Annotated in this window: 22 protein-coding genes and 1 pseudogene; 8 read left to right on the forward strand and 15 right to left on the reverse strand. The window is 61.9% G+C overall.

Annotation, left to right across the window (positions count from 1 at the left end; genetic code table 11):
* Positions 1–3: 3 nt before the first annotated feature.
* From TU73_RS29675 to TU73_RS22620, 4 genes and pseudogenes are all read right to left on the reverse strand, one after another.
* Positions 4–885 (reverse strand): methyl-accepting chemotaxis protein, encoded by an 882-nt coding sequence (locus TU73_RS29675; RefSeq protein WP_414860425.1) that lies wholly within the window; start codon positions 883–885, stop codon positions 4–6.
* Positions 865–2,004, reverse strand: a pseudogene (locus tag TU73_RS29680) (HAMP domain-containing protein); the annotation flags it as partial. The pseudogene TU73_RS29680 and the gene TU73_RS29675, both read right to left, overlap by 21 nt.
* An 80-nt stretch (positions 2,005–2,084) precedes the next feature.
* The gene (locus tag TU73_RS22615; protein WP_057014074.1) at positions 2,085–3,497 is read right to left on the reverse strand and encodes an aminotransferase-like domain-containing protein; all 1,413 of its coding nucleotides are present in this window, start codon (positions 3,495–3,497) and stop codon (positions 2,085–2,087) included.
* A 200-nt stretch (positions 3,498–3,697) separates the two neighbouring features.
* On the reverse strand, positions 3,698–4,459 hold the full coding sequence (locus TU73_RS22620) for an SDR family oxidoreductase (protein WP_057014075.1): 762 nt from the start codon (positions 4,457–4,459) through the stop codon (positions 3,698–3,700).
* 228 nt (positions 4,460–4,687) lie between these two features.
* Between TU73_RS22620 and TU73_RS22625 the strand changes: the two genes are divergently transcribed.
* Positions 4,688–5,695: an NADP-dependent oxidoreductase gene (locus TU73_RS22625; protein WP_057014076.1), complete on the forward strand. Its 1,008-nt coding sequence runs from the start codon at positions 4,688–4,690 to the stop codon at positions 5,693–5,695.
* A 512-nt stretch (positions 5,696–6,207) separates the two neighbouring features.
* On the opposite strand, the gene pyrF is transcribed toward TU73_RS22625, so the two are convergent.
* Positions 6,208–6,906 (reverse strand): orotidine-5'-phosphate decarboxylase, encoded by a 699-nt coding sequence (gene pyrF / locus TU73_RS22630; protein WP_034118948.1) that lies wholly within the window; start codon positions 6,904–6,906, stop codon positions 6,208–6,210.
* A gap of 260 nt (positions 6,907–7,166) precedes the next feature.
* Between pyrF and TU73_RS22635 the strand changes: the two genes are divergently transcribed.
* Positions 7,167–7,931 (forward strand): response regulator, encoded by a 765-nt coding sequence (locus TU73_RS22635; RefSeq protein ID WP_057014124.1) that lies wholly within the window; start codon positions 7,167–7,169, stop codon positions 7,929–7,931.
* Entirely contained in the window at positions 7,931–8,965 is a 1,035-nt protein-coding gene (locus TU73_RS22640) for a sensor histidine kinase (RefSeq protein ID WP_057014077.1), read from the forward strand. Before TU73_RS22635 ends, TU73_RS22640 begins: the two co-directional genes overlap by 1 nt.
* Before the next feature lie 5 nt (positions 8,966–8,970).
* On the opposite strand, the gene TU73_RS22645 is transcribed toward TU73_RS22640, so the two are convergent.
* The 9 genes from TU73_RS22645 to TU73_RS22685 all read right to left on the reverse strand — a co-directional run bounded on the left by TU73_RS22645 (position 8,971) and on the right by TU73_RS22685 (position 17,073).
* Positions 8,971–10,035, reverse strand: coding sequence for an AI-2E family transporter (locus TU73_RS22645; RefSeq protein WP_057014078.1), 1,065 nt, complete (start codon positions 10,033–10,035; stop codon positions 8,971–8,973).
* Between the two features lie 72 nt (positions 10,036–10,107).
* Positions 10,108–10,926, reverse strand: coding sequence for a DUF4892 domain-containing protein (locus tag TU73_RS22650; protein ID WP_057014079.1), 819 nt, complete (start codon positions 10,924–10,926; stop codon positions 10,108–10,110).
* Between the two features lie 102 nt (positions 10,927–11,028).
* Positions 11,029–11,883 carry an alpha/beta hydrolase gene (locus TU73_RS22655; RefSeq protein WP_057014080.1) on the reverse strand — a complete coding sequence of 285 codons (855 nt, stop codon included), beginning with the start codon at positions 11,881–11,883 and terminating at the stop codon, positions 11,029–11,031.
* The gene (locus TU73_RS22660; RefSeq protein ID WP_057014081.1) at positions 11,880–12,683 is read right to left on the reverse strand and encodes an alpha/beta fold hydrolase; all 804 of its coding nucleotides are present in this window, start codon (positions 12,681–12,683) and stop codon (positions 11,880–11,882) included. Before TU73_RS22660 ends, TU73_RS22655 begins: the two co-directional genes overlap by 4 nt.
* A gap of 97 nt (positions 12,684–12,780) precedes the next feature.
* A complete protein-coding gene (locus TU73_RS22665; protein WP_057014082.1) occupies positions 12,781–13,224 on the reverse strand; it encodes a hotdog fold thioesterase in 444 nt (147 codons plus the stop codon).
* 30 nt (positions 13,225–13,254) lie between these two features.
* On the reverse strand, positions 13,255–14,904 hold the full coding sequence (locus TU73_RS22670; RefSeq protein WP_057014083.1) for an AMP-binding protein: 1,650 nt from the start codon (positions 14,902–14,904) through the stop codon (positions 13,255–13,257).
* A 340-nt stretch (positions 14,905–15,244) separates the two neighbouring features.
* A complete protein-coding gene (gene sixA, locus TU73_RS22675; RefSeq protein WP_057014084.1) occupies positions 15,245–15,694 on the reverse strand; it encodes a phosphohistidine phosphatase SixA in 450 nt (149 codons plus the stop codon).
* The gene (locus TU73_RS22680) at positions 15,691–16,038 is read right to left on the reverse strand and encodes a DUF4389 domain-containing protein (RefSeq protein WP_057014085.1); all 348 of its coding nucleotides are present in this window, start codon (positions 16,036–16,038) and stop codon (positions 15,691–15,693) included. The genes sixA and TU73_RS22680 overlap by 4 nt, the downstream gene beginning before the upstream one ends.
* Positions 16,039–16,047: 9 nt before the next feature.
* Positions 16,048–17,073, reverse strand: coding sequence for an NAD(P)H-dependent glycerol-3-phosphate dehydrogenase (locus TU73_RS22685; protein ID WP_057014086.1), 1,026 nt, complete (start codon positions 17,071–17,073; stop codon positions 16,048–16,050).
* A 195-nt stretch (positions 17,074–17,268) separates the two neighbouring features.
* On the opposite strand from TU73_RS22685, the gene TU73_RS22690 reads away from it, so the two are divergent.
* The 5 genes from TU73_RS22690 (at position 17,269) to fabB (ending at position 24,218) form a co-directional block, all read left to right on the forward strand.
* Entirely contained in the window at positions 17,269–19,392 is a 2,124-nt protein-coding gene (locus tag TU73_RS22690) for a TonB-dependent receptor plug domain-containing protein (RefSeq protein WP_331714007.1), read from the forward strand.
* 1 nt (position 19,393) lies between these two features.
* Positions 19,394–20,323, forward strand: coding sequence for an ABC transporter substrate-binding protein (locus tag TU73_RS22695; RefSeq protein ID WP_057014088.1), 930 nt, complete (start codon positions 19,394–19,396; stop codon positions 20,321–20,323).
* Entirely contained in the window at positions 20,320–22,221 is a 1,902-nt protein-coding gene (locus tag TU73_RS22700) for an ATP-binding protein (protein WP_057014089.1), read from the forward strand. The genes TU73_RS22695 and TU73_RS22700 overlap by 4 nt, the downstream gene beginning before the upstream one ends.
* A 249-nt stretch (positions 22,222–22,470) precedes the next feature.
* A complete protein-coding gene (gene fabA, locus TU73_RS22705; RefSeq protein WP_003210552.1) occupies positions 22,471–22,986 on the forward strand; it encodes a 3-hydroxyacyl-[acyl-carrier-protein] dehydratase FabA in 516 nt (171 codons plus the stop codon).
* Between the two features lie 11 nt (positions 22,987–22,997).
* The gene (fabB, locus tag TU73_RS22710; protein ID WP_057014090.1) at positions 22,998–24,218 is read left to right on the forward strand and encodes a beta-ketoacyl-ACP synthase I; all 1,221 of its coding nucleotides are present in this window, start codon (positions 22,998–23,000) and stop codon (positions 24,216–24,218) included.
* 152 nt (positions 24,219–24,370) lie between these two features.
* Here fabB and TU73_RS22715 read toward each other — a convergent pair whose 3' ends face one another.
* The gene (locus tag TU73_RS22715) at positions 24,371–25,396 is read right to left on the reverse strand and encodes an amidohydrolase family protein (protein WP_057014091.1); all 1,026 of its coding nucleotides are present in this window, start codon (positions 25,394–25,396) and stop codon (positions 24,371–24,373) included.
* Positions 25,397–25,474 lie beyond the last annotated feature (78 nt).

Raw genomic sequence — 25,474 nt, forward strand, 5'->3', positions numbered from 1 at the left:
CGATCAAAGGCGGAAATGCCCCACCATCCCCTTGAGCTCTACCCCCAACTGCGCCAGCTGCAGACTCGATGCGGCGTTGCCTTGCATGCTCAACGCCGAGTGGTCGGCACTGGCACGAATACAGGTGACGCTGCGGTTGATCTCTTCGGCCACCGAGCTTTGCTCCTCGGCGGCGGCCGCGATCTGTTGGTTCATCTGCTGGATCAGTGACACGGCAGCGGCAATGCTACCCAAGGCGCTTTCGGTTTGCAGGGCATCACCGACCGCCTGCTTCACCAGTTCGCCACTGTGCTGGATCTGCTGCACCGACGCCTGCGCCGCATTGCGCAAGGTGTTGACCAGCCGCTCGATTTCCTCGGTCGATTGCTGGGTGCGCTTGGCCAGTGCCCGCACCTCATCGGCCACCACGGCAAAGCCACGGCCCTGTTCACCGGCACGCGCCGCTTCAATGGCGGCGTTCAAGGCCAGCAGGTTGGTCTGTTCGGCCACGCTGTTGATGACGCTCAATACAGTGCCGATATTCTGGATCTCTGCACTGAGGCCCTCGATGCTGGCGCTGGCGCTGCTGCTCGACGCCGCCAGTAATTCGATACGCTGCAAACTCATGCGCACCACCTGCTGGCCGCTGTCGACCTTGTCATCCGCCGTCTGCGCCGCTTGGGCGGCCTGCTCGGCGTTGCGCGCCACATCATGCACGGTGGCGGTCATCTGATTCATCGCGGTGGCGACCTGCTCGGTTTCTTCCTTCTGGCTGCTGACCTCGAGATTGGTCTGCTCGGTGACACTGGACAACGAATGCGCGGAACTGGCGAGTTGTTCGATACCGGCCTGCAACCCGCGCACGATCTGGCTCAAACCACTGCCCATCTGCTGCATCGCCTGCATCAATTGGCCGATTTCATCACGGCGGCTGACCTCCATGCGCCCACTCAGGTCACCTGCGGCAATTTGCTGGGCCACGGCGATCACGCTGCGCAAGGGGGTTACGATCAACCGGGTGATCACCCATGCAGCAATCAAGCCCACCAGCAAGGCCAGGGCGGATGAGCCGATAATCAGCATCGCGCTGTGCTGCAATTGCGCCTGCATGGACTGGTCTTCGGCGGCATACGCCTGGTTGACGCGGCTGACCACGTGCTCGGCGCGGTCGTGCAGTTGCGTATAGACGACTTTCTCCTGGGCCAGCAGCCCGGTGTACTCGCTGAGTTTTTCACCGAATGACGCGATGTGCCCGGAGACTTCGTTGAGGACGGTCTGGTAGCCGGGGTCCTTGACGCTGGTCTTGAGCTTCTCGACTTCAGCCAGCGCCTGGTCGGCCTGCTCGATCTTGCCCTGCTCAGCGTTATCTGCGTCAGCCTTGCGGCTCTGGTCCAGGCGCACCCGCGCCTCGTCCATGGCTTGCATCATCAAGCGCGACACCTGGCTGACCTGCCCCGCCTGCTCGATAAATTCGGCACCCTCCTTGCCTTGGCTTTCCTTGAGAGCATAGGCACCGTCGTCCGCCAGGCCAGCCTGCAACACATCCAGGTTGTTCGCCACGCTGGACACTGACCAACTGGCCATTTCCAGCGCCAGGTCCTTGGTCTGGTTCAGTTCGACGAACTCATCGAACGCCTTGCGGTACGCTGCCAAGGCTTGCTCAACATCACTCATCACTTGCTCGCTGGCCGCAGACCGGGCCTTGAGACTGGCGGCCTGCGCCGCCAGAGCCTCGACACCGGCATGCAGCTCGTCAACGGCCTTGGAGTCGGCATGCAGTGCGTAGTCCTGCTCGATCAAGCGCACCTTGAGCAAGCCGCTGTTGAGCGAAGACATGCTCGTGAGCCCGTCAAAACGCTGGCCGACGGTGTGCAGCGACCACACACCTATCGCCGCCACCAGCGCCGTAAGCAGGAGTACCAAGGTGAAGCCCAAGCCCAGTTTTTTTGCCATGCCAAGGTTGGCGAAACGTCGTTGCACGCCCGAAATCATTGCCTTGAATCCTCTTGCGATGGCAGATGCCATAAGCCAGGTTTACAAGCAGTGAGATTGGCAACCCATGGGTACTGAGCACAAGCGGCTGGCGCCGGAATAATGGCAAAAAGCTACATGCTCGTCGTTTTCAGAATGGTCGAGGTCGGCCTGGTTGCGCCCATGGCACGGAACAATGCCAATGCCCGCTGATCAGCCGCAAAGGCCACATTAATGCGCAGCCACTCGCTGCGCTCACCCGTCGGGCTGAACAACCCTCCCGGTGAGAGCAACACCCCCAGCCGTCGGGCGCACACCTGCAAGCGTGAGGGGTCTGCCGAGCCAGGTCGCGCCCACAGGAACATACCGCCAGCGGGCACGGAAAATACCTGCCACTCTTCATCTTCCAACACTTGCAAGGTCGCGGCCATCTGCGCGTTCAGCCGCTTGCGCAGGCGCTGCACCCACTTGCGGTAAGTGCCGTTGCTCAACAACGTCGCCACCATGGCTTCGGCAAAGCGTGAGGTGCCGATTCCCGTCAGGGTCTTGAGATGGGTCAATTGGGTAATGATCGTGGCACTGGCACAGAGGTAGCCCACGCGCAAGGCGCTGCTCAGGGTCTTGGAAAAACTCGAGACATAGATCACCCGGTCACCGTGGGGCAACGCCGACAAGCGCGTGCAACTGGCATGTTGCAGGTCGCCGTAGACGTCCTCCTCGATGATCAGGAAGTCGTGATCCCGGGCCAGCTCCAGCAAACGCTCCGCGACCCGGCGGCACAGACTGGTGCCGGTGGGGTTGTGGTACAGGCTGCTGATAAACAGGCACTTGGGGCGATGAGTTTGCAGCAGCACTTCCAACGCGGTGATATCCGGGCCGCCTCTGGTACGTGGTACCTCGAGTAGCCTGACACCCTGAAAGGCCAATTGACGATAGAGGTTGCCGTATCCCGGCGTCTCGACCACCACCTCATCACCAGCCTTGAGCAGCGTGCGTATCAACAGATCCTGGGCATGACTGGCGCCATGGGTGGTGAGGATACGGTCCAGGCTGGCGGGCACATGGATCTGGGTCAGGCGCTTGAGCAGTTGCTCGCGCAGCGCCGGCAGCCCCAAAGGCGTGCTGTAGTTGAACAGGGCAGCGGTGTCGGTACGGCTGACTTCGCGGATCGCATAGCTGATGTCATCGCTTTCACGCCAAGCGTCGGGCAACCAGCCGCACCCCAGCTTCAGCTCGCCCAAGGGGCTGTCGGTAAAGGCGCCCCAGACCTGTTCCGCACCTTCGTACCAGTGGTTTTCATCGGCCGCCGGCGGTTGCGCCACCACAAACCCCGAACCGTGCCGCGAGGCCAGCAGGCCCTGGGACACCAACCGTTCGAATGCCTCCATCACGCTGGACTGGCTCAACAGGTTGTCGAGGGCCAATTGCCGAATGGACGGCAAGCGCGTTCCGGGGCTCACCCCATTCTTGCGAATCCATTCCGCCACTGCGCTGACGATTTGCTGAACCACCGGTACCAGGGCTTGTCGATCGATCCCTAAATCCATGAGCCACTCACTTCAACTGTCTGTAAACCTAAAACAGTTAAGCACAGAAGCCGGTTCAACCCCGTCGCCAAAATTTATTAAAGTATTGATTTTATTGAATTATTTACCTGCCGATACATATTCGGACAAGGCACTTTGCCAGCCCTGGAAACCCCTCACAACAGCCCACTCACTTTTCGAATAGTCCATGAGGTGAAGTCCTAGATCGCCGTGGCACCACCGTCCACCGCCAGGGCCTGGCCGGTGGTAAACGCCGCACCATCACTGCACAGGTACAATACCGCGCTGGCGATTTCCTCGACCTTGCCAATGCGGCCGACCGGGTGCATCGCCGCAGCAAATTCGGCCTTGCGCGGGTCAGCCTCGTAGGCGCGACGAAACATGTCGGTATCAATGACGGCCGGGCAGACCGCGTTGACGCGAATCTTCTTTTTCGCGTACTCAATGGCCGCCGACTTGGTCAGGCCGATCACCGCATGCTTGGACGCGGCATAGATGCTCATCTTCGGCGCCGCCCCCAACCCCGCTACCGACGCCGTGTTGACGATTACCCCGCCGCCCTGGGCCAGCAGCAACGGCAATTGATACTTCATGCACAACCACACGCCCTTGACGTTAACCCCCATGATGGCGTCGAACTCGTCCAGACTGCCGTCGGCCAGCTTGCCCTTCTCGATCTCGATCCCGGCGTTGTTGAAGGCGTAGTCAAGTCTCCCGTAGCTGACGACAGTCTGCTCCATCAGTTGCTTCACGTCGGCTTCAAGCCTGACGTCGCAGCGTACAAAAAGCGCGTCGCCACCGGCCTCTCGAATCAGCGCAACCGTGCTCTCGCCGCCCGCCACATCAAGGTCGGAGACCACCACCTTCAAGCCCTCGGCGGCGAACGCCAGCGCGGTGGCACGGCCAATACCAGCGGCGGCGCCGGTCACCAGGGCGACCTGGCCGGAAAACGTCATGCTCATGGAAAGCGTCCTATGGGAGGAGTAGCGATGGAGCGAGTCTAGCCAACACTGGGAGCAACGCGTCAGCACTATCAGAAGGCCGGTTGGCGCTGCATGGATCGCAGTGATAACGTCACCTGGCGGATTATCAGTGAGGCCTATCGACGGGCATTCGTCCCCCACGGACAACCTTGCCCTCCAGCCACTGAAGGTCTATCACTCATGATTCATTTCTAAAGAGTCCTTGCCATGACCGCCCAGACCAACCGCCAATTTCTTCTCGCCAAACGCCCGGTCGGCGCGGCCACGCGGGAAACCTTCACCTACCAGGAAGTGCCGGTGGGTACGCCCGCCGATGGCCAGGTGCTGGTGCGCAATGAATACCTGTCCCTCGACCCGGCGATGCGTGGCTGGATGAATGAGGGCAAGTCCTACATCCCACCGGTCGGCATCGGTGAAGTGATGCGTGCCCTGGGCGTCGGCAAAGTGATCGCCTCCAACAACCCGAAGTTTGCCGTGGGTGACTACGTGAACGGCGCCCTCGGCGTGCAGGATTATTTCCTCGGCGAACCCCGTGGCTTCTATAAGGTTGACCCCAAGCTGGCGCCCCTGCCCCGCTACCTGTCTGCCCTGGGCATGACCGGCATGACCGCATACTTCGCGTTGCTGGAGACCGGTGCGCCGAAAGCCGGCGACACCGTGGTGATCTCCGGCGCCGCGGGCGCCGTAGGCAGCATCGCTGGGCAAATCGCCAAGATCAAAGGTTGCCACGTGGTGGGGATTGCCGGTGGCGCCGACAAGTGCAAGTTCCTGGTGGATGAACTGGGCTTTGATGCCGCCATCGACTACAAAAGCGAAGACGTGCCCGCGGCTCTCAAACGCGAGTGCCCCAAAGGGGTGGACGTGTATTTCGATAACGTCGGCGGCGACATTCTCGACGCCGTGCTCAGCCGCCTGGCGCTGAAAGCCCGCGTAGTGATTTGCGGTGCCATCAGCCAGTACAACAACAAGGAAGCCGTCAAAGGGCCGGCCAACTATTTGTCATTGCTGGTCAATCGCGCGCGCATGGAAGGCTTCGTGGTGATGGATCATGCGGCAAACTTCCCGGCGGCCGGGCAGGAAATGGCCGGCTGGATGGCCCAGGGCAAGCTCAAGAGCAAGGAAGATATTGTCGAAGGGCTGGAGACATTCCCGGAAACGCTGATGAAGCTGTTCAACGGCGAGAACTTTGGCAAGTTGGTTCTAAAAGTCAGCTGACACACTGCAGATCGAAATGTGGGAGGGGGCTTGCTTCCGATGGCGGCCTGACAGCCGACCAGAATGTTGGATCAGACCGAGTACATATCCGTTATTTGGGCAACGGCCACTTAGGGTTCCGCTTTTACAGCGGGTCACTTTGGAAAAGAGCCCCAAAGTAACCAAAGGGCTCTTGCCCCACCACTCGGCACCTCGCTTAGGCTCGGTGTGCCCGTAATCCGCCATGGATTTGGAGGGTCGCCGCCACGCGCCATCCATGGCGCGGGGCGGCTAAACCGGCATCCCTGCCGGTTTACCCCCCAAATCCCTGTCGGATTCCGGCCAGCGTGGTTTAACGGGGCGCCTAAGATCAAAATCAAAAGCAGATCAAGATCAAGATCAAGATCAAGATCAAGATCAAGAGCGGCTCGCTTCGCATCGTGGTTACCGGCGGCCACTACAAGGCGATGTAAATACCCATGGCTATCGGGGGCAAGCCCCCTCCCACAATTTTTACAGTGCTCACTTGAGTATCAGGCTATTTCGGCAACCACTGCGGCCAACGCCTTGGCAGGATCCGCCGCCTGGCTGATCGGACGGCCGATCACCAGGTAATCGGAGCCCGCATCCAACGCCTGGCGCGGGGTCAGGATACGGCGCTGGTCATCCTGGGCACTGCCCGCTGGGCGAATACCCGGCGTTACCAGTTGCAACGACGGGTGGGCACTCTTCAGGGCCTGGGCCTCCAGGGCCGAGCACACCAAGCCGTCCAGGCCGGCTTTCTGCGCCAGGGCCGCCAGGCGCAAGACCTGCTCCTGGGGCTCGATATCCAGGCCGATGCCGGCCAGGTCCTCGCGCTCCATACTGGTCAGCACCGTCACGCCGATCAGCAGCGGTTTCGGGCCGCTGCGCTGTTCCAGCACTTCGCGGCACGCACTCATCATGCGCAGGCCACCGGAGCAGTGCACATTGACCATCCACACGCCCATCTCGGCCGCAGCCTTCACCGCCATCGCAGTGGTATTGGGAATGTCATGGAATTTCAAGTCGAGGAACACTTCGAAGCCTTTGTCGCGCAAGGTGCCGACAATTTCAGCCGCGCAACTGGTGAACAGTTCCTTGCCGACCTTGACCCGGCAAAGCTTGGGGTCCAACTGGTCAGCCAGCTTCAGTGCGGCGTCACGGGTGGGGTAATCCAGGGCGACGATGATAGGAGTCTGGCAGACGGACATTGGAATGGGCTCTCAGGCAAGTCGAAATCGGCGCGGATTGTAGCGCAAGCAGCGCCGTTGCGGGATCCGATGATCGGTAAATACTGATCAAACGCCCGAGAGACGCCATTTCGGGCAATTGTTTCAAAGCTGATACAGACACGACACGCCCTCAACACGCCGTGGGCCTAGCCTCGCGCACGTGACCGCCCGCCCGGTACTTCCAGGCTTGGAACCGGGCGCCTATGCTGACCGCAACAACCCAGGCAGATGATCGCACTATGCATACCCCTTCCGCCCCCGTAAACGAAGAGCCAAAAGGCGCGGTGATCGCCGAAGACAAGCGCTGGAATACCCGTGCGCTGATTGTCGACGATGACGTGCCGATCCGCGAACTGCTGATCGACTACCTGGCGCGCTTCAATATCCTCGCCTCGGGTGTCACCGACGGCACCGCCATGCGCCAAGCCATGCAAGCCGAGACCTTTGATGTGGTGGTACTCGACCTGATGCTGCCGGGCGAGGACGGGCTGTCGCTGTGCCGCTGGTTGCGCGCCGAGTCGGACATTCCGATCCTGATGCTCACCGCCCGTTGCGAACCCACCGACCGCATCATCGGCCTGGAATTGGGCGCCGATGACTACATGTCCAAACCCTTCGAGCCCCGGGAGCTGGTCGCGCGTATCCAGACCATCCTGCGCCGGGTGCGCGATGACCGCAGCGAGCAACGCACCAACATTCGCTTCGACAATTGGCGCCTCAACAGTGTGCTGCGCCAGTTGGTGGCCGATGACGGCCTGGTGGTGCCGCTGTCCAACGCCGAGTTTCGCTTGCTGTGGGTCTTCATCGAACGCCCGCGCCGTGTGCTGAGTCGCGAACGATTGCTGGATGCCGCCCGCGGCCGCTCCATCGAAGCCTTTGATCGCAGCATCGACTTGCTGGTGTCGCGCCTGCGCCAGAAGCTGGGAGATGATCCGAGGGCGCCACAACTGATCAAGACCGTGCGCGGCGAAGGCTACCTGTTCGATGCCAGGGATATCGGCTGATGCGTGCCACCCTCAATACGCTGTTCGGGCGATTGTTCGGCCTATTGCTGGTGGCCATTGTGCTGGCCCACGTGCTGGCGATCTTCTGGTTCCACCACTACGGCCGGCCACCGCCCCCGCCTCCCGAGGTGTTCGTCGAACAACCGGATGGCACCCTCAAGCCACTTCGCAAGGAACCTCGCCCTTGGTTTGGTGGCCCGCTGGTACCGCTGACGTTTCAATTTATCTCGTTGATCATCGCCGCCTGGTACGGCGCCAAGCTGCTGAGTCGGCCGATCCAACGCCTGAGCGCGGCGGCCGAGCGCTTGAGTGTCGACCTCGACAGCCCGCCTCTGGTGGAGTCCGGCCCGCGCGAAGCACGGCAAGCAGCGTCGACTTTCAACCTCATGCAAAAGCGCATCCGCGAACAAGTCAGCCAACGCGCACGTATGCTCGGTGCAGTTTCCCACGACCTGCGCACCCCGCTGTCGCGCCTCAAGCTGCGCCTGGAACAGATCGAGGATCCCCAGCTGCAAGGCCAGATGCGCCAGGACCTGGACGACATGATCGGCATGCTGGATGCCACCCTGAGCTACCTGCACGAACAACGCACCAGCGAGACACGGCACTGGCTCGATGTGCAGGCGCTGGTGGAATCCCTCAGCGAAAACGCCCAGGACCAAGGCAGCGACGTGCAATTTTCCGGTACCTGTGCACCGTTGCAAGTGCAGCCGATGGCCTTGCGCTCATGCCTCAACAACCTGATCGACAATGCCCTGCGCTATGCCGGCACGGCACATATCGAACTGACGGACAGCCGCGACGCGCTGGTCATCCGCGTGATTGACCACGGCCCGGGCATTGCGGCCGACAAGCGTGAGGCGGTGTTCGAGCCGTTTTACCGACTCGAAGGCTCACGCAACCGCAACTCCGGCGGCGTCGGCCTGGGCATGACGATTTCCAAGGAAGCGGCGGAGCGCCTGGGCGGCAATTTGAGCCTGGAAGAAACAGCTGGTGGCGGATTGACCGCCGTCATGTGGCTGCCCCGCGCCTGAACGCCTCAGTTACAGGGTTTGTCCTCGCGGCGGACTTGCGCCTGAGTGGCACTCCAGTCTGTCAGCAAGCTGTAGGCCACCGCCAGTAAGGTCGGGCCGATAAACAGGCCGATAAAGCCGAACGCTATCAAACCGCCAAACACGCCCAGCAGCACAATCACCAGCGGCAGATTGCCGCCACGGCTGATCAGGTACGGCTTGAGCACGTTATCCACGCCACTGATCACGAACGTGCCCCATACACCCAGGAACACGGCATAGGTGTAGTCGCCCTTCCACGCCAGCCAAGCCGTGGCCGGAATCCACACCAGCGGCGGGCCCATGGGGATCAGGCTGAGCAGGAAAGTGACGATGCCCAGCACCAGCGCACCCGGCACGCCGGCGATCAGGAAGCCGATCAGCGCCAACAAGGCTTGGGCGGCAGCGGTGCCGATTACACCGTTGACCACCCGCTGCACAGTGCCGGCCACCAGTTCGATGTAATAGCCGGCGCGCTCGCCGATCAGGCGCTCCAGCAAGCGATGCACAAACATCGCCAGGCGCGGCCCGTCACGGTAGAAAAAGAACACGAAGACCAGGCTCAGGGTCAGCTCGAGAATGCCGCCGCCAATTTGCGCACTGCGCGCCAGCAGCCAATTGCCGACCTGGCCGAGGTACGGCTTGATGGTGACCATCAGCGCCGCGCCTTGTTGATCGATGCTGTCCCACATTCCCGCCAGGCGCTCGCCAACCAACGGAATCGAACCCAGCCAGGACGGCGCCTCGGGCAAGCCGTCGACCTGGATATCCTTGATCAGCGCCACGGCATCGCGCACATGGTCGGCGAGGTTGAACCCCAGCCATACCAGCGGCACTGCCACCAGCAACATCCAGCCCAGGGTCAGGATGCCGGCGGCCAGGGATTCCCGGCCGCCCAGCCAGCGCGTGAGCAAACGCATCAGCGGCCAACTGGCAAACGCCAGCACCGCGCCCCAGAACAGCGCTGACCAGAACGGCGCCATGACCCAGAAGCTGGCACCGAACAGCACCAGCAGCAGGATTTGCACCAGCAGGCGATCGTTATTGAGCATCGGGTATCTCGAGAATAAGGCTATTGGAAGAGAGCTTAGGCGAACGGCGCGGGTCCGTTCGCCTGATGACGGTCAGCGTATCAGATGCAGGTGCAATCCCTTAGCGTCACCGGTGCCGGTTTCCAGGCGTGCAGCGCGCACGCCGGCATCGACCAGGCCCTGGCGCCAGGCTTCAGCGGTGGGCCCGGTCAGGCTGATGCGCAAGGTGGTATCGAGGTTCAGGCCGCGGGAAATCAAGGTCAGCCACGTGGCGTCAGGTTCGGCACCCAGCGTCGGGAAGTCCAGCTCGCCGGTGCTTTTGAGTTCACGCAACAGGGTGGCGGAGGTCGGCAACAGATCACCCAAAGGCGCGCCGGCGTCGAGTTGCTCGACATGCAGGTAAGCGCGACGGTTACCGCGGGTGATGCCGTACAGCGCGACCAGGGAATTGTCCTGCGGGGCGGCCAGGCGCAGCAGCAAGTATTCCTGCTGGCCATCGGCCCCCACCAGCTTGGCGTTGCCGAACACTTCATTGGCCCACAGGCTGCTTTCGCCGCAATCGCGGGCCTGGCACCAGAACAGCAATTGCGCGCCGTTGGCCTGCAAGGCTTCGCGCGTTGCCGTGAAGGCCGCACTGGAACTGTGCTCGGCGGGCATTTCATAGGTGATTGCAGTGGCTTGGCCGCGTGCGGTGGCCTGGCCCTCGTAGCGCAACTGGCCGCTGATCTTGCGGATCGCGCCCATGGGGTAGATGCGTTCTTTTTCCTCAGCGGGGCGATAATCGACGATCTGCGCGTCAACCTGGCGGGCCACGGCAGGCAGATCCTGGCTGCCCGGCACGTCAGCGGCGAACACCAGGGGGCTGAAACAGCAAAGGCCAAGGGCACGGAGACATCCTTTACCCAGGCTCATCGGATCAATGGGCCCTGGCCGATGGGGGTGACAGCGGTATTGAGTGTGTACATGGTTGACTCCCTTTCAATCCGCCCAGCCTCGGCAGTTGACCGCGCCAAGTCAAGGCGCGGAGAAGAACCGATTGAAACAGTCTGCAACAAGAGCGGCGCCGGGCTCGTCATTCAGGTGTAAATGATGGCCACCTGGCAGCGTGGTGACGGTGAAGGGCAGTTGGGAAAGCAATTCGGCATGTTTCGCCAGCATGCCGTCAGCCGCGACCACCAACTGCGTAGGGCAACCTACGCGCCTTACGAAAGCCATGGCCTGCTCATCGGTCAGGCGCGTCGGCGATGCCAAGGTCAGGCGGCTGTCGCTGCGCCAGGTGTAACCGCCAGGCACTGGCATCAGGCCGCGCTGGGCCAGCAGTTCGGCGGCTTCACGACTGACCGCCACCACGCCCTTCATCCGCGCCTCAACCGCTCGATCGAGCGTGCCGTAGACAGGCTTGCGCTTGTCTTGCAGGCTCATTTGCGCCTGCAAGGCCATGCCCAGGCGCTCGGCCGCGTTCTCGGCACTGGCAGTCGGAGGGATCACGCCATCGATCAAACCCAGGTGCGTCACACGCTCCGGCAAGGCTCCGGCCAGCACCAGGGAGACGATGGCACCCAGGGAATGGCCAAGTAATGCAAAACGTTGCCAGCCCAATTGCTCGGCGACCTGCAGCGCGTCATAGACATAATCCCACAAGGCATAACCGGCCCCTGCCGGACGATGGTCCGAGTGCCCGTGCCCCGCCAGATCCAGCGCGACAATACGCAAGCCGTGCAGCTTGGGCGCCAGGCGCGCAAAACTGTTGGCGTTGTCCAGCCAGCCATGCAGGGCGATCACCGGCAGGCCATCCTCGGGGCCGAACAGATGAGCCGCCAACTCGATGTGCGGCAGGCTCAGGCGAACTTCTTCGACAGGTATGCTCATGCGCAACTGCGCTCGCGGGCTTGCCAACGGGCGAACAGGTTCTTGATCAAGGTGGCGGTGTCCTGAGGGCGTTCCAGGGGAAACATATGGCCGCCCGGCATGGTGAGCATTTCGCCCATGGGCAGGCGGTCGACGCCACTGGCATGGTGGCGCATCACCACACGGCTCTGGCGCCCACGCACCACCGCCAGCGGCACCTTCAATTGGCGCACCTGGCCCGGGCTGGTATGGGGTACGCCGCGATAGATGCTGATTTCGGTGGCCGGATCGAAACGCAGGCGCAGGCGGTCGCCCACTTGCTGCAGGCCATGTTGCAGGTACGCGTCAAAACAATCGGGGTCGAAGCCACGAAACAGGGTCTTGCCGGCAAAATAGCTGCGTGCGGCGTCAAGGTCGGTGAACTCTTCACGGCGGCCGAGGGTGCGCCCAGCCGGCGTCAGGCGGTCGATAAAGCCAAAACGCTTGGCGGCACGGATCACCCAGCGGTCCGCCCGGGTCAGCACCGGCGAATCCAGCATTACCACGCCCCGGTACAACTGCGGGCAACGCATGGCTGCGTGCAAGTGCAGCACGCCCCCGAGGGAATGGCCCACGCCCCACACCGGCTCTGGCTGCTGTTCCAGATGGTGGATCAACTCATCCACCAGGTTCTGCCAGTTATCATCCACCGGGAACCTGGGGTCGTGACCGTGCTGCGGCAGGTGCGCCACCGTATATTCCGGGGCCAAGGCGGCAAACAGCTTGCCGTAGGTGGCCGATGGGAAGCCATTGGCGTGGGTAAAAAACACATGCTGCGGCATACAGGTTCCATCGACGAAAACAGAGGTGGATTGTCACCATGCCGGCGTCCTGCGGCAATGACTGTAACTGCCAGGAATGATGACACTCACGCCACGCCTATCGCGCCGGCAGTTTTTCGCCCAGCGGCACCACGGCCATGGTCAGGCGCGAGATACAACTGGCCTTGCCGTCGTCGCTGCTCAGGCGGATGTCCCACACCTGGGTCGTGCGTCCGATATGAATGGCCTTGGCCACCGCCGTCACCCGCCCGCTGCGCACGCCACGCAGGTGGTTGGCGTTGACTTCCAGGCCCACGCAATAGAACTTGCTCGCGTCGATGCACAGGTAAGCCGCCATGGAACCGACACTCTCGGCCAGCACCACCGAGGCGCCGCCGTGCAACAGCCCGTAAGGCTGATGGGTGCGGTGATCGACCACCATGCTGGCGGTGAGGGATTCGTCGTCGAAGCTTTCGAAACGAATATCCAGCAACTCGCCGATGGTGTTTTTCTGCATCGCATTGAGTTGTTCGATATTCGGTTGGGTGCGCCACAGGCTCATAGGATTGTCCTTGTTGATTTTATTACGTGCCTAATCCTGCCACAGAATGGTTTCGGTGCGCGCGCTCCATGCCTGCAATTGTGGCCCGTACGTCGACTCGATCACGTTGCGCTTGATCTTCAAGGTCGGGGTCAGGAAGCCGTTTTCCACCGCCCAACTGTCTTTCACCACTACCAGTTGGCGCAGGCGCTCATGTTTATCCAGGACAGCGTTGATCTGTTCCAGCCAGCGTTCAAGACCGGCGCCAAGGGTTCGGTGGTCCTCATGCGGCGCCGACAACACACAAAGCCCTATCGGCGCGCCGAGCCCCTCCCCGACCACACAGACCTGTTCGATGCGCGCATGTTCGGCCAGGCGATTTTCGATCGGTGCCGGGGCCACGTATTTGCCTTTGCTCGTCTTGAAGATCTCCTTGAGGCGCCCGGTCAGGCGCAGGCGGCCGTCAGGGTCCTGCTCACCCTTGTCACCGGTACGCAGGAAGCCGTCCTCGGTGAGCGTTTCAGCGGTTTTCTGCGGGTCCTTGAAATAGCCCAGCATGGTCGCGCCGCTGCGCACCTGCACCTCGCCCGCCGGATCGATGCGCACTTCCACGCCAGGGCATGGCAGGCCGATCCAGCCTAGCTTCTGTGCACCCGGGGTACACACATGGGAATAGCCACAGTTTTCGCTCATGCCATACACCTCCAGCACGTCCAGGCCCAGGCGCTGATACCAGCGCAACAGCGCCTCGGGCACCGGTGCTGCGCCGGACAGGGCGATGCGCAGCGCATCCAGCCCCAGGCCCGCCAGCACTTTATGGCCGACACGCTTGCCGATGAACGGCAGGCGCAGCAGGGTCTCGAGGCGCTTTTCCGGGAGCTTGGCGTAGACCCCCAGTTGGAATCTGGTCCAGATGCGGGGCACGCCAAACAACGCCGTCGGCCGTGCCCTGCGCAAATCGGTCAGGAAGGTCTCCAGGCTTTGCGCAAAAAACACGGTTTGCCCGGTGTAGATCGAGGCCATTTCCACAAACATGCGTTCGGCCACATGGCACAGCGGCAGGTAGGACAGCAGCCGGTCTTCTTCCCCCAGGCCAAACAACTCGGTGCCGCGGGTAGCGGCAAAGCCCAGGGCACCGAACGTGTGCATCACGCCTTTGGGCAGCCCGGTCGTCCCGGAGGTATAGACAATGGTGGCCAGTGTCGAGGCAAGGGGTTCGGGGTTGTCCTGGATCGGTGAGCAGGCTTGCAGGTCCGCCCAGCTGAAATCGAACGTCCCCGCCGGGCACAGCGGCAGGCCGATGGTCGGCACACCCGCTGGAATACCCGGCGCCATCGCCGGCCAGTCATCCAGCTTGCCGATCAACGCCAACGCCGCCTCGGAATGGGTCAGAACGTGGGTAACGGAGTCGGCGGTGAGATTGGGATAGAGCGGCACCGAGACATGCCCGGCCATCCAGATGGCCAGGTCGGCGATGATCCAATGCGCACAGTTTTTTGAGATCAAGGCGATGTGCGAGCCCTGGGGCAACTCCCGGGCACGCAGCCAATGGGCGGCGCACCGGGCCTGGTGGCCAACATCGCCCCAGGTGAGGGTCTGCACCTCGCCGCCATCGAGGGGCTGCACCAGGAAGACCTTGCGCGGGTGCCGCGCTTCACGCTCGAAGAAAACCTGCAACGGCAAACGAAAAGCGACAGGCATGGGACGCGCTCCTTTGTGATCCGCCAAACAGTCAACCAAGCACTTGCTTGGTTGACTGTATAGCACATACAAAGGCAACGGCCTGCTGGAGCAATAGGTTATAAGGCCGCTATCGGGCTTAGGCATCTACGTGATTTTGGCGCGGCCCCGGTCAGTCAAGCGAACGAAATGGTCAAGATAGCGAAGATCCAATGTGGGAGGGGGCTTGCTCCCGATGAGGGAGTGTCAGCAAATGCATCTGGATGCTGACCCACCGCCATCGGGGGCAAGCCCCATCCCACATTTAGATCGTCGTCAGGCCACAAGTCCAGCGTCGCACCAACGCTGTGTAAATACCTATCTACGGATTCTTCACATCGACCAGGCTCATCAAGCCGGCCAGCGGAAAGTCCCCCTCAAGCTCTGCGAGGCTGGCCGTGTACATCGGCTGTGGCTGGCGCTGATGCCCGTGCAGCAGGAAGCTGATCAGGCTACCCACCAGGGGTTGGTGGCTGACCAGCAGCACGTTGTCGTCGGTGTCGAGTTTTTCCAGCACCTGCTGCGGGTTACCATCGGGCGTCAGCCACGGCACCGTACGGATCTGCGGCTTGAACCCCAACGCTTCCTGCACCAGATGCGCCGTCTGCTGCGCCCGCACATAGGGGCTCGCGATGATGGCGCTGAGGGGCTGGCCAATCAGGTGCGCAGCGCTGCGCAATACTTCGGCGCGCCCATGCTCGGTGAGGTTGCGTTCGACGTCGGTACGGGCATGCGCTTGGGCCTCACCGTGGCGCAGAATCCACAACTTCATAGTTTTGGCTCTTCATCACGCACGGGGTGCGGAGTCGGTGGCACGCTGTGAGCGGCTTCGCCTTCCGGGGCACGCGGGGCTGGCCAATCGGCGAACGGCCAGGGCTTTTGCTCAGTGTGGAAGCAGCCGAAGCGACCGATCTGCGCGAGGAACTGGCTGAGGCTGTCACCAAAGTTCATCAGGCCCAGGTTAGGCGCGCCGTAGATCAGACGGTAAACCAGCTGCACCACCACCAGCGCGCCGAGCAGCAATTGCGCCACCTGCCACACCAGCGCGAATACCAGCATCCACAGGACGCGCAAGGCAATCGACTCGTATTTGGGCGGGGCTTTCGGATCGTTCATGATGCGTCCTCAGTTGAAACCACTGGTGGAAATAAAGTCGACATCGGTCTTGGGCTCGGCCCGCATTAGCAGCTCGATGACCTGGTCCAAGGTGCGCCCTTCGAACAGGATCGCGTGCAGCCCGGCGACCAGCGGCATATACACGCCGACTTCCTGGGCCTTGGCTTTGAGTACCTTGAGGGTGTTAACCCCTTCGGCCACTTCGCCCAGGCGCGTCACCGCCTCCTCCAGGCTCAGGCCCTGGCCCAGGGCAAACCCGACCTGATAGTTACGGCTCTTGGGCGATGAGCAGGTGACGATCAAGTCGCCCACGCCTGCCAGGCCGAGGAACGTCATCGGGTTGGCGCCCTGGTTCACCGCAAAGCGGGTCATCTCGGCCAGGGCGCGGGTGATCAACATGCTCTTGGTGTTTTCCCCCATGCCCAGGGCCACGGCCATGCCGGCAATGATCGCGTAGACGTTTTTCAGTGCCCCACCCAATTCGACGCCAAAACGGTCGGCGCTGGCATAGACCCGGAAAGTACGGCCATGCAACACCGCCTGCACACGCTCGCACAAGGCTTCGTCTTCGCTGGCGACCACCGTGGCCGTCAGGGCGTGCTCGGCGACTTCCCGCGCCAGGTTCGGCCCGGACAGCACGCCAATGCGTGCCTGAGGCGCGATCTCTGTGAGGATTTCACTCATCAGCTTGAAGGTCTGGGCCTCGATCCCCTTGGTCAGGCTGACCAGCAGCTTGCCTGCCAGGCGTTCGGCATGGGGGGCCAGCACCGAGCGCAAAGCGCTGGAGGGCAGCGCGACAAAGCACAGGTCGCAGGCCGTGAGGGTGTCCAGCAGGTCGGTGACCGGCTCGACCGCCGGATGAATCTTGATGCCTTTAAGGTAACGGGGGTTTTCACGATGCACGCGAATCGCTTCGGCCTGCTCGGGGTCGCGCATCCACTGACGCACCGTCTGGCCGTTCTCGGCCAGCAGGTTAGCCACGGCGGTACCAAAACTTCCGCCTCCCAGGACCGCGATAGGGCGCTGTTCTGTCATATGCAATCCGTTAATCCATACCAGTGGCGATGGCGGCATTATACGGGGCGCCCCGCTTGCGGCCAGCCCCCGTATCAATTCGCACGCCTGTCGGAAAATGCCACGGCTGTGCTAAGTAATTGCAAATCCGACGACTGGCAAATAGCCCCGCCTCAGTTAACATGGGCGGCTATCCGTCATTAACAAGGCCGTGCCGTGTATCTGGGCCCTCCTCCTCGCTCATCTCTATTGTTGATGCTGTTGTGCAGCCTGCCTGCACTGGCTGACGATCTGTTTCTCGACGGGCAACCGCTGCCGCAGGTCTTGACCGCCACGCGCCTCAAGCAATCGGCCGCCGCCGTGCCCGGCAGCATGACGGTGATCGACAGCGAGCTGATCAAGGCCAGCGGCGCCCGGGACATCTCGGAACTGCTGCGGCTGGTGCCCGGGATGATGCTCGGCTACACCACTGGCAACCAGGCGTCGGTGAACTACCACGGCACCAGCGCCAGTGATGCACGGCGCATGCAGGTGTTGATCGATGGTCGCTCGGTGTATCGCGCCGGCCTGGCCACGGTGGATTGGAGCGATATCCCGGTAGCCATGGAGGATATCGAGCGCATCGAGGTATTTCGCGGCCCCAACACCGTCAGCTATGGCGCCAACGCGCTGATGGCGGTGGTGAATATCCTCACCCGCTCGCCGGCCAACAGCCAGGGTTCGCGCATGAAGGTCACCCGTGGCGAACGCGGGATCAACGACTTCTATGCCAGCCAGGGTGTGGGGTGGGAGACCGGCGATTTGCGCCTGTCCCTGTCCGGGCAACAGGACGATGGTTTTGACAGTAACGCCGTCGGCGCCGACCGCCGTGATGGACGGCGCCTCAACCGTTTCAGCCTGGCGGTAAGCCAGACCCTGAACGCGCAACAGAGCCTCGACTGGCAGCTGAACGTCAAGGAAGGCACCAACCAGCGCCCTTATACCTACACGCCGGTATTTGATGGCATTACCGAAGGTGGCAACAATTCCGACGTCACCGCCAAGGACTACGCAGGCTCACTGCGCTGGAACTTCGATTTCAACCCCGACCACAGCCTGTACATCCAGGGATCGGCGCAGCAGTGGGATCGCCGGCAAATCTGGAAAGCCTGTGACGCGAAGGTCTCATTCAGCCCGCAGCTGACCCAGTTATGGCAGCTCAACCCCAACTACGCCGAACGGCTGGCTCGCAACATGGAGACCTACAGCCAAGGCTCCGCCCCACCCGGCAGCGCCGCTGAACAGGCTCTGGCCAACCAGGTGCTCGATCAGTGGAAACATCAGGGTGGCAAGGACCCTGTCTGCGGCGATATCGACCAAAGTACCCGGGAAAGCCGCTACGACCTGGAACTGCAAGACACCCTCAGCCTGTCCGACGGCCTGCGCCTGCTCAGCGGTTTCAATTACCGCTACGACCGCGCCGACTCGGACACCTACTTCAACGGCACACTCGATGACACCACCTGGCGCCTGTTCGGCCAGCTGGAATGGCGGGCCAGCGAACACTGGCTGCTGCAGGGCGGTGCCATGTACGAGGACACCCACCTGAGCGGCCACTCCCTGACGCCGCGGGTGGCGGTCAATTACCTGATCAACCCACGCCATGGCTTGCGGGCGGTTTACTCCGAGGCGGTCCGCTCGCCGGACATGTTCGAGAACAACGTCAACTGGAGCTACCGCGTCACCAATCTCAGCTCCCCGGCCTATGGGCAAGACTCCGGGCAATATTTTGTCGTGACGCGCGGCCCCGGCAACCTCGACAAAGAATTGATGCGCTCACGAGAGCTGGGCTACAACGGTTTCTTTGCCGACCTGGGGCTGAATGTCGACGTGAAGCTGTTCTATGACGAAATCACCGACATGATCAGCTCGCCACTGCGCAACAACCAATACATCGCCAGCAACGCCAACAGCTCGCGCTTTACCGGGGCAGAATCACAGTTGGACTGGCGCGTGAGCAACGCCGACCGCCTGCGCCTGACCTATGCTTATGTCGACGCCTCCTCCAGCAACCCGTTGGACAAGGCGCAAACCGCCCGCAACAGCGGCTCGGCCGGATGGCTGCGTGAATGGGGCCAGGGTTGGTCCAGCGCAGTGTTCTACTATGGCGACGACGCACTCAATCAATATCGCTTCCAACGGGTCGACCTGCGGGTGGCCAAGCGCATTGCAGTGGCCAAAACCAATGTGGAGCTGGCCGGCATGCTGCAACAGCGCCTTGATAACCAGCCCACCACCTGGGCCGACAATAACTACGATCATCGTCACGTCCTCTACTTCAGCGCGCAGCTGGACTTCTGACATGGGCGATCAGTCACGGATGACCCTCTTCTTGATTCCACTGCGCTGGTGCCGCGGCGTGCTGCTGGCGGCCCTGCTGCTGGCGACCCCGGCGTGGAGCGCCGACATCCTGCTGACCGCAGCCCAAGACAGTGCCGGCATACAAGCCTTCACCCAGGCCCTTGCGCAACAGCGCCCCGAAGACCAGGTCACCTTCACCCCGCTCAAGGACTTGCCAGCGCCGAGCCGTTTGCCCGCCAGCACCCGCTTGATCCTCCTCGACCTGCCCGGCCTGGATTGGCGCCTGCAGGACGCTCAAGGCCCGCCGACCCTGGTGCTGCGCATCAGCCGCCTGCAGGCCCGACAACGCCTGGGCAACACGCACCCGGCGAAGATCAGCCTGCTGTGGAGTGACCCGCCGCTGGAACGTCAGTTGCACCTGATCGCCAGCATCCTGCCCCAGGCCCACCGCATCGGCGTGCTTTACGGTGCCGACAGCGAGTTCCTGCTTCGCGAACTGATGCAGTTCGCCAAACCCATGGGCCTGGAAATCGTGCCGCAACGATGGGACAACACCAATGACAGCCGTGCGCTGCAAACCCTGTTCAAGAACAGCGACGTGCTGCTCGGTCTCGACGACCCACAACTGTACAACCCCAAAACCGCAAAAAACCTGTTGCTGAGCAGCTACGCCCAACAACTGCCACTGGTGGGCCCCAACGCCGGGTTTGTCAGGGCCGGTAGCCTGGCCAGCACCTACAGTGACCAGCCCGACTGGCTCGCCGTGCTGGACAGCCTGCTGGACCACGCGCCGGCCAATTGGCCGCACACCTTGTATCCGGAACACTTCAAAGTCGTGGGCAACCCGCAAGTCGCGCGCTCACTGGGCATCGAACAGGTCGATGAAGCAGCCGTCGCCACCCGCTTGGCCGAAGGAGAGAAACGCCCATGACCTTGCGTCGTCGTTGGGATATCAACACCCGCACCCAGCTCATTACCCTGGGCCCCGCGTTGTTGCTGACCCTGCTGTTGATCAGTTTCTTTACCTTCGTGCGTATCCAGGATTTGCGCCAGGAACTGGATCACACCGGTCAACTGATCGCCAACCAGCTGGCGCCCGCCACCGAGTACGGGGTGATTTCCGGCAACAACGATGTGCTCGAATCCCTGCTGCGCGCGACCTTGGCCACGCCCCACGTACGCTTCCTGGAGATTCAGGACAGCGCTGAAAACATCCTGGTGTATGTCGAGCAACCGTCGGAGAAGCATGACCGCTCACTGTCGGTGAAGGTGTTCCAGGCGCCGATCCGCCTGCAACATATCGAGCTGGGCAATGACTTCTTCCAGGACAACCTCAAGGGTCCCATGGCACCCCGCGCAGATTACCTGGGCCGAGTGATCGTCGGCATGTCCAACGACGCGTTCAGCCAGCGCCAGCAACAGATCCTGTTCAAGGCCGGGGTCCTGGCGCTGTTCGCCCTGCTGTTCACTTTCCTGCTGGCGCGACGCCTGGCGGCGAGCCTGTCGCAGCCGATCAGCGCCATGGGCAACGCGGTCAAGGCCATCCAGCAGGGCGACTACAAGACCCCACTGCCGATTGTCGATGATTCGGAGCTCGGCGACCTGTCGCGGCATATCAACAACCTGGCCGAGGGCCTCAACCAAGCCAGTCGCGAACAGCAACAAGCCATCGCCCAGTTGATCCAGACCCGCGAGGAAGCCGAGCGTGCGAACAACGCCAAATCGGAATTCCTGGCGATGATGAGTCACGAACTGCGCACGCCCATGAACGGCGTGCTGGGTATGCTGCAGCTGCTGGAAACCACCGAGATGACCGAAGAACAGACCGAGTACGCGGCGCTGGCTTCCGAGTCCACCGAGCACTTGCTCAAGGTGATCAACGATATCCTCGACTTCTCACGCATTGAGCGCGCCGCACTGGAACTGGAACATATTTCCTTCAACCTGGCGGACCTGATCAACAGTTGCGCCCAGGCCTTCCAGCACAGCGCCCAGCAGCGCGGGCTGACCCTGGAGTTGTCGATTCCCGCCGGCATGGAAGCCCTGCAAGTGCGGGGCGACCCGACACGTATCCGGCAGGTGCTGGTCAACCTGATCGGCAACGCGTTGAAATTTACCGAACATGGCAGCGTGACCGTCGAGCCCCATTGGCAAACCCTGGACCACGAACTGGTCTGGTTCACCTGCACGGTGCGCGACAGCGGTATTGGCATTTCTGCCGAACGCCTGGAGCTGATGTTCGATGCGTTCCAGCAGGCCGACAGTTCCATTTCAAGACGTTACGGCGGCACCGGCCTGGGGCTGCCAATTGCGCGCACCCTGGCCGAGCGCATGGGCGGCACCCTGCGGGCCCGGAGCGAAGAAGGCCGAGGCTCGGTGTTTACCCTGGAAATTCCGCTGGCCATCGACCAGCAACAGGTGCAGGCCATTGCTCCAGACGCCGTGGGCAAAACCAGCGCCGGCGACGGACGCCACGTGTTGCTGGTGGAAGACAACCCGGTCAATCGCACAGTGGTCGAAGCCATGTTGCGCAGCCTGGGTTTTGAAGTCAGCCTGGCCACCGATGGCGCCGAGGCGATCCGCAGCGCCGAGAGCCTGATTTTCACCGCTATCCTGATGGATTGCCGCTTGCCGTTGATCGACGGCTACGAAGCCACGCGACAGATTCGCCAACTGCCCGGCTGTGCCGATCTGCCGATCATCGCCCTGACAGCCAACGCATTGCAGGGTGACCGCGAAGCGTGCCTGGCAGCCGGAATGAACGATTACTTGGCCAAGCCGTTCAAACGCACGGATTTGCAGGAAATCCTGCAGCGCTGGGTGCAATAGCGCCGCGCCATCAGCCAACTCTGACTGGCGTGAAAGACGAAAGTGCGGCAGTCTTAGGCACCCGAACGGGCCGATAAACAGGCCCGGTTTAAAATTTCAGTGAACAAGTGTACATTCAGTGCCTTGCCGCTGTGACTTTCACTACAACGCAATAGTCTATGTGTAGGCTGCCGCTATGAGGCATGAACGCTTCATTCGGTTCGGGAAGATTTACCCTACCCTGCCGCATGGGATTATTGAGGAGCTCGCATGACCAAACAAAACGCCTTTACTCGGGAAGACCTGCTGCGCTGCAGTCGCGGTGAGCTGTTCGGCCCAGGTAACGCGCAACTGCCCGCCCCGAACATGCTGATGGTGGATCGCATCACCCATATCAGCGAAGAGGGTGGCAAGTACGGCAAAGGTGAATTGGTCGCCGAGCTGGATATCACCCCGGACCTCTGGTTCTTCGCCTGCCACTTCGAAGGCGACCCGGTGATGCCAGGCTGCCTGGGCCTCGATGCCATGTGGCAACTGGTCGGCTTCTACCTGGGCTGGCAAGGCCTGCCGGGCCGCGGCCGCGCCCTGGGTTCGGGCGAAGTGAAGTTCTTTGGCCAGGTCCTGCCGACCGCCAAGAAAGTCACCTACAACATTCAAATCAAGCGCGTCCTCAAGGGCAAGCTGAACCTGGCCATCGCCGACGGTTCGGTGACTGTCGACGGACGCGAGATCTATACTGCCGAAGGCCTTCGGGTCGGCGTATTCACTTCCACTGACAACTTTTAAGGGTTATCCGCATGCGCCGCGTCGTTATCACTGGTCTGGGCATCGTTTCTTGCCTGGGCAATGACAAAGAGACCGTCACCGCTAACCTGCGTGCAAGTCGCCCTGGCATCCGCTTCAACCCGGAATATGCCGAAATGGGTCTGCGTAGCCAGGTTTCCGGCTCCATCGACCTGCCCCTCGAAGAGCTGATCGATCGCAAGATCTATCGCTTCGTCGGCCACGCTGCCGCCTACGCCTACCTGGCCATGAAAGACGCGATCGCCGACTCCGGCCTGAGCGAAGACCAGGTATCGAACGTACGTACCGGCCTGATCGCCGGCTCAGGCGGCGCATCCACCCTCAACCAGATGGAAGCGCTGGACATCCTGCGCGAAAAAGGCGTGAAGCGCGTTGGCCCTTACCGTGTCACGCGGACCATGGGTAGCACCGTTTCCGCCTGCCTGGCCACGCCGTTCGCCATCAAGGGCGTGAACTACTCGATCTCCTCCGCGTGCGCCACCAGCGCCCACTGCATCGGGACTGCCGTTGAGCAGATCCAGCTGGGCAAGCAGGACATCGTATTCGCCGGCGGCGGTGAAGAAGAACATTGGAGCCAGTCGTTCCTGTTCGACGCCATGGGCGCACTGTCCACCCAGTACAACGAAACCCCGGAAAAAGCCTCCCGTGCCTACGACGCCAAGCGTGACGGATTCGTCATCGCCGGCGGTGGCGGCATGGTGGTGGTCGAGGAGCTGGAACACGCCCTGGCCCGTGGCGCCAAGATCTACGCGGAAATCGTCGGCTACGGCGCGACGTCCGACGGCTACGACATGGTTGCCCCAAGCGGCGAAGGTGCCATCCGTTGCATGCAGATGGCGATGGCCACCGTGGATACCCCAATCGACTATCTGAACACCCACGGCACCTCGACTCCGGTCGGTGACGCCAAGGAAATGGAAGGCGTACGTGCGGTATTCGGCGACAAGGCTCCGAAAATCAGCTCCACCAAGAGCCTGTCCGGTCACTCCCTGGGCGCCGCCGGCGTTCACGAAGCGATCTACTGCCTGCTGATGATGGAAGGCAACTTCATGGCCGGCTCGGCCAACATCGACGAGATCGACCCGGTCGTCGCCGATATGCCGATCCTGACCAAGACCGTCGAGAACGTGAAAATCGACACCGTGATGAGCAACAGCTTCGGCTTCGGTGGCACTAACGCCACTCTGGTGCTGAAACGCTGGCAGGGCAAGTAAGCCCCGCCACCGAGGCGCCTGCTTCGCGAGCAAGCCCGCTCCCACACTTAACCGTGTACTTCCTGAAGGAATCCGGTCAAGTGTGGGAGCGGGCTTGCTCGCGAATGGGCCAACGCAATTCCCAGCCCTCCCCTCAAAACCACGCCACCCGCCTATTCAGACCCATCGCCAACCGCTGCCTCTTTAGGCAGGACGGCCAGAAAGTTATCGCGTGCCACTTTGCGCGCAACCTCTTCAGGCAAGGCATCCAAAAAGGGGTCAAAGCGCTGCATTTTCTTGCCCAGCTTATTGAATCGCCCTACCACATCCGACCCCAACATAAACCGCTCCGGAAAGCGCTCCACCAGCTCTACCCACTCCGCCCGAGGCTTGCCCACCTCATCCAGCAAATACGGCGTGAGCATACTCCAGGACAGGTCGATGTACAGATTGGGGTAAGCCTCCAGCAGCCGGGTCAAGGTGGGCAGCAAGAAGTCCATCTGCACCTGATGCCGGTGGATCTCCTTGCTGGTGCCCGCATGGGCCCAGATAAACCGGGTGTGCGGGTGGTTGCGCAGCGGCTCTTCGATTTCAGCCAGATACAGCGGATTACGCTCGCGCTTGGAGGTGATGTTGGAATGCAGCATCACCGGCAGGTCGTTTTCGGCGGCCAGGTGATAGATACGCGTCATCGCTTCGTTGTTGGCGCGGGGCGTATCACCGGAAGTCAGGGCGGTGAGGTCGTCGTGGCGGGTGAATACTTCACCGATGCCCTGCCATAGCCCTGGATTGAGGTCGAGCATGCGCTGGATATGGGCAGCGGAGTTCTTGTCGTTGGGATTGAAGCCGGCCAGGAACGGATGAAAGTGCTGGCGTTGCTCGGGGGTCAGCTTATTGACCGCTGCCGCGACAATCACATCGGTGGCACTGTACCAATAGGCATCGGCGTCATCACCGGCGTAGTAGCGCGGGCGCTTGGGCTCGTCTTCGTGCCATTTTTTGGCCACGGGGATACCGGAAATCATCACATGCTCGATGCGGTTTTCGGCCATCGCCTTGAGCAGTTTGTCCATGCCTGCCGTTTCCTGGAAAAAATCCACGTAGTGCAGGTGCGCGTCGCTGTAGGCATAGTCGCGGGCCTGCGCGGCAAGGCTGCCGGCAACGAGCAACAAGGCAAGACTCAGGCGGGTCCGAAGCACGGTAACACCTCAATTAGGCTAATACGGGTAGACCTTGCGCCAGTCATCCAGGTTCAGCACGGAAAAACGGGAACACTC

Source organism: Pseudomonas libanensis, from assembly GCF_001439685.1.
In the GTDB taxonomy this organism is placed as follows: Bacteria; Pseudomonadota; Gammaproteobacteria; order Pseudomonadales; family Pseudomonadaceae; genus Aquipseudomonas; species Aquipseudomonas libanensis.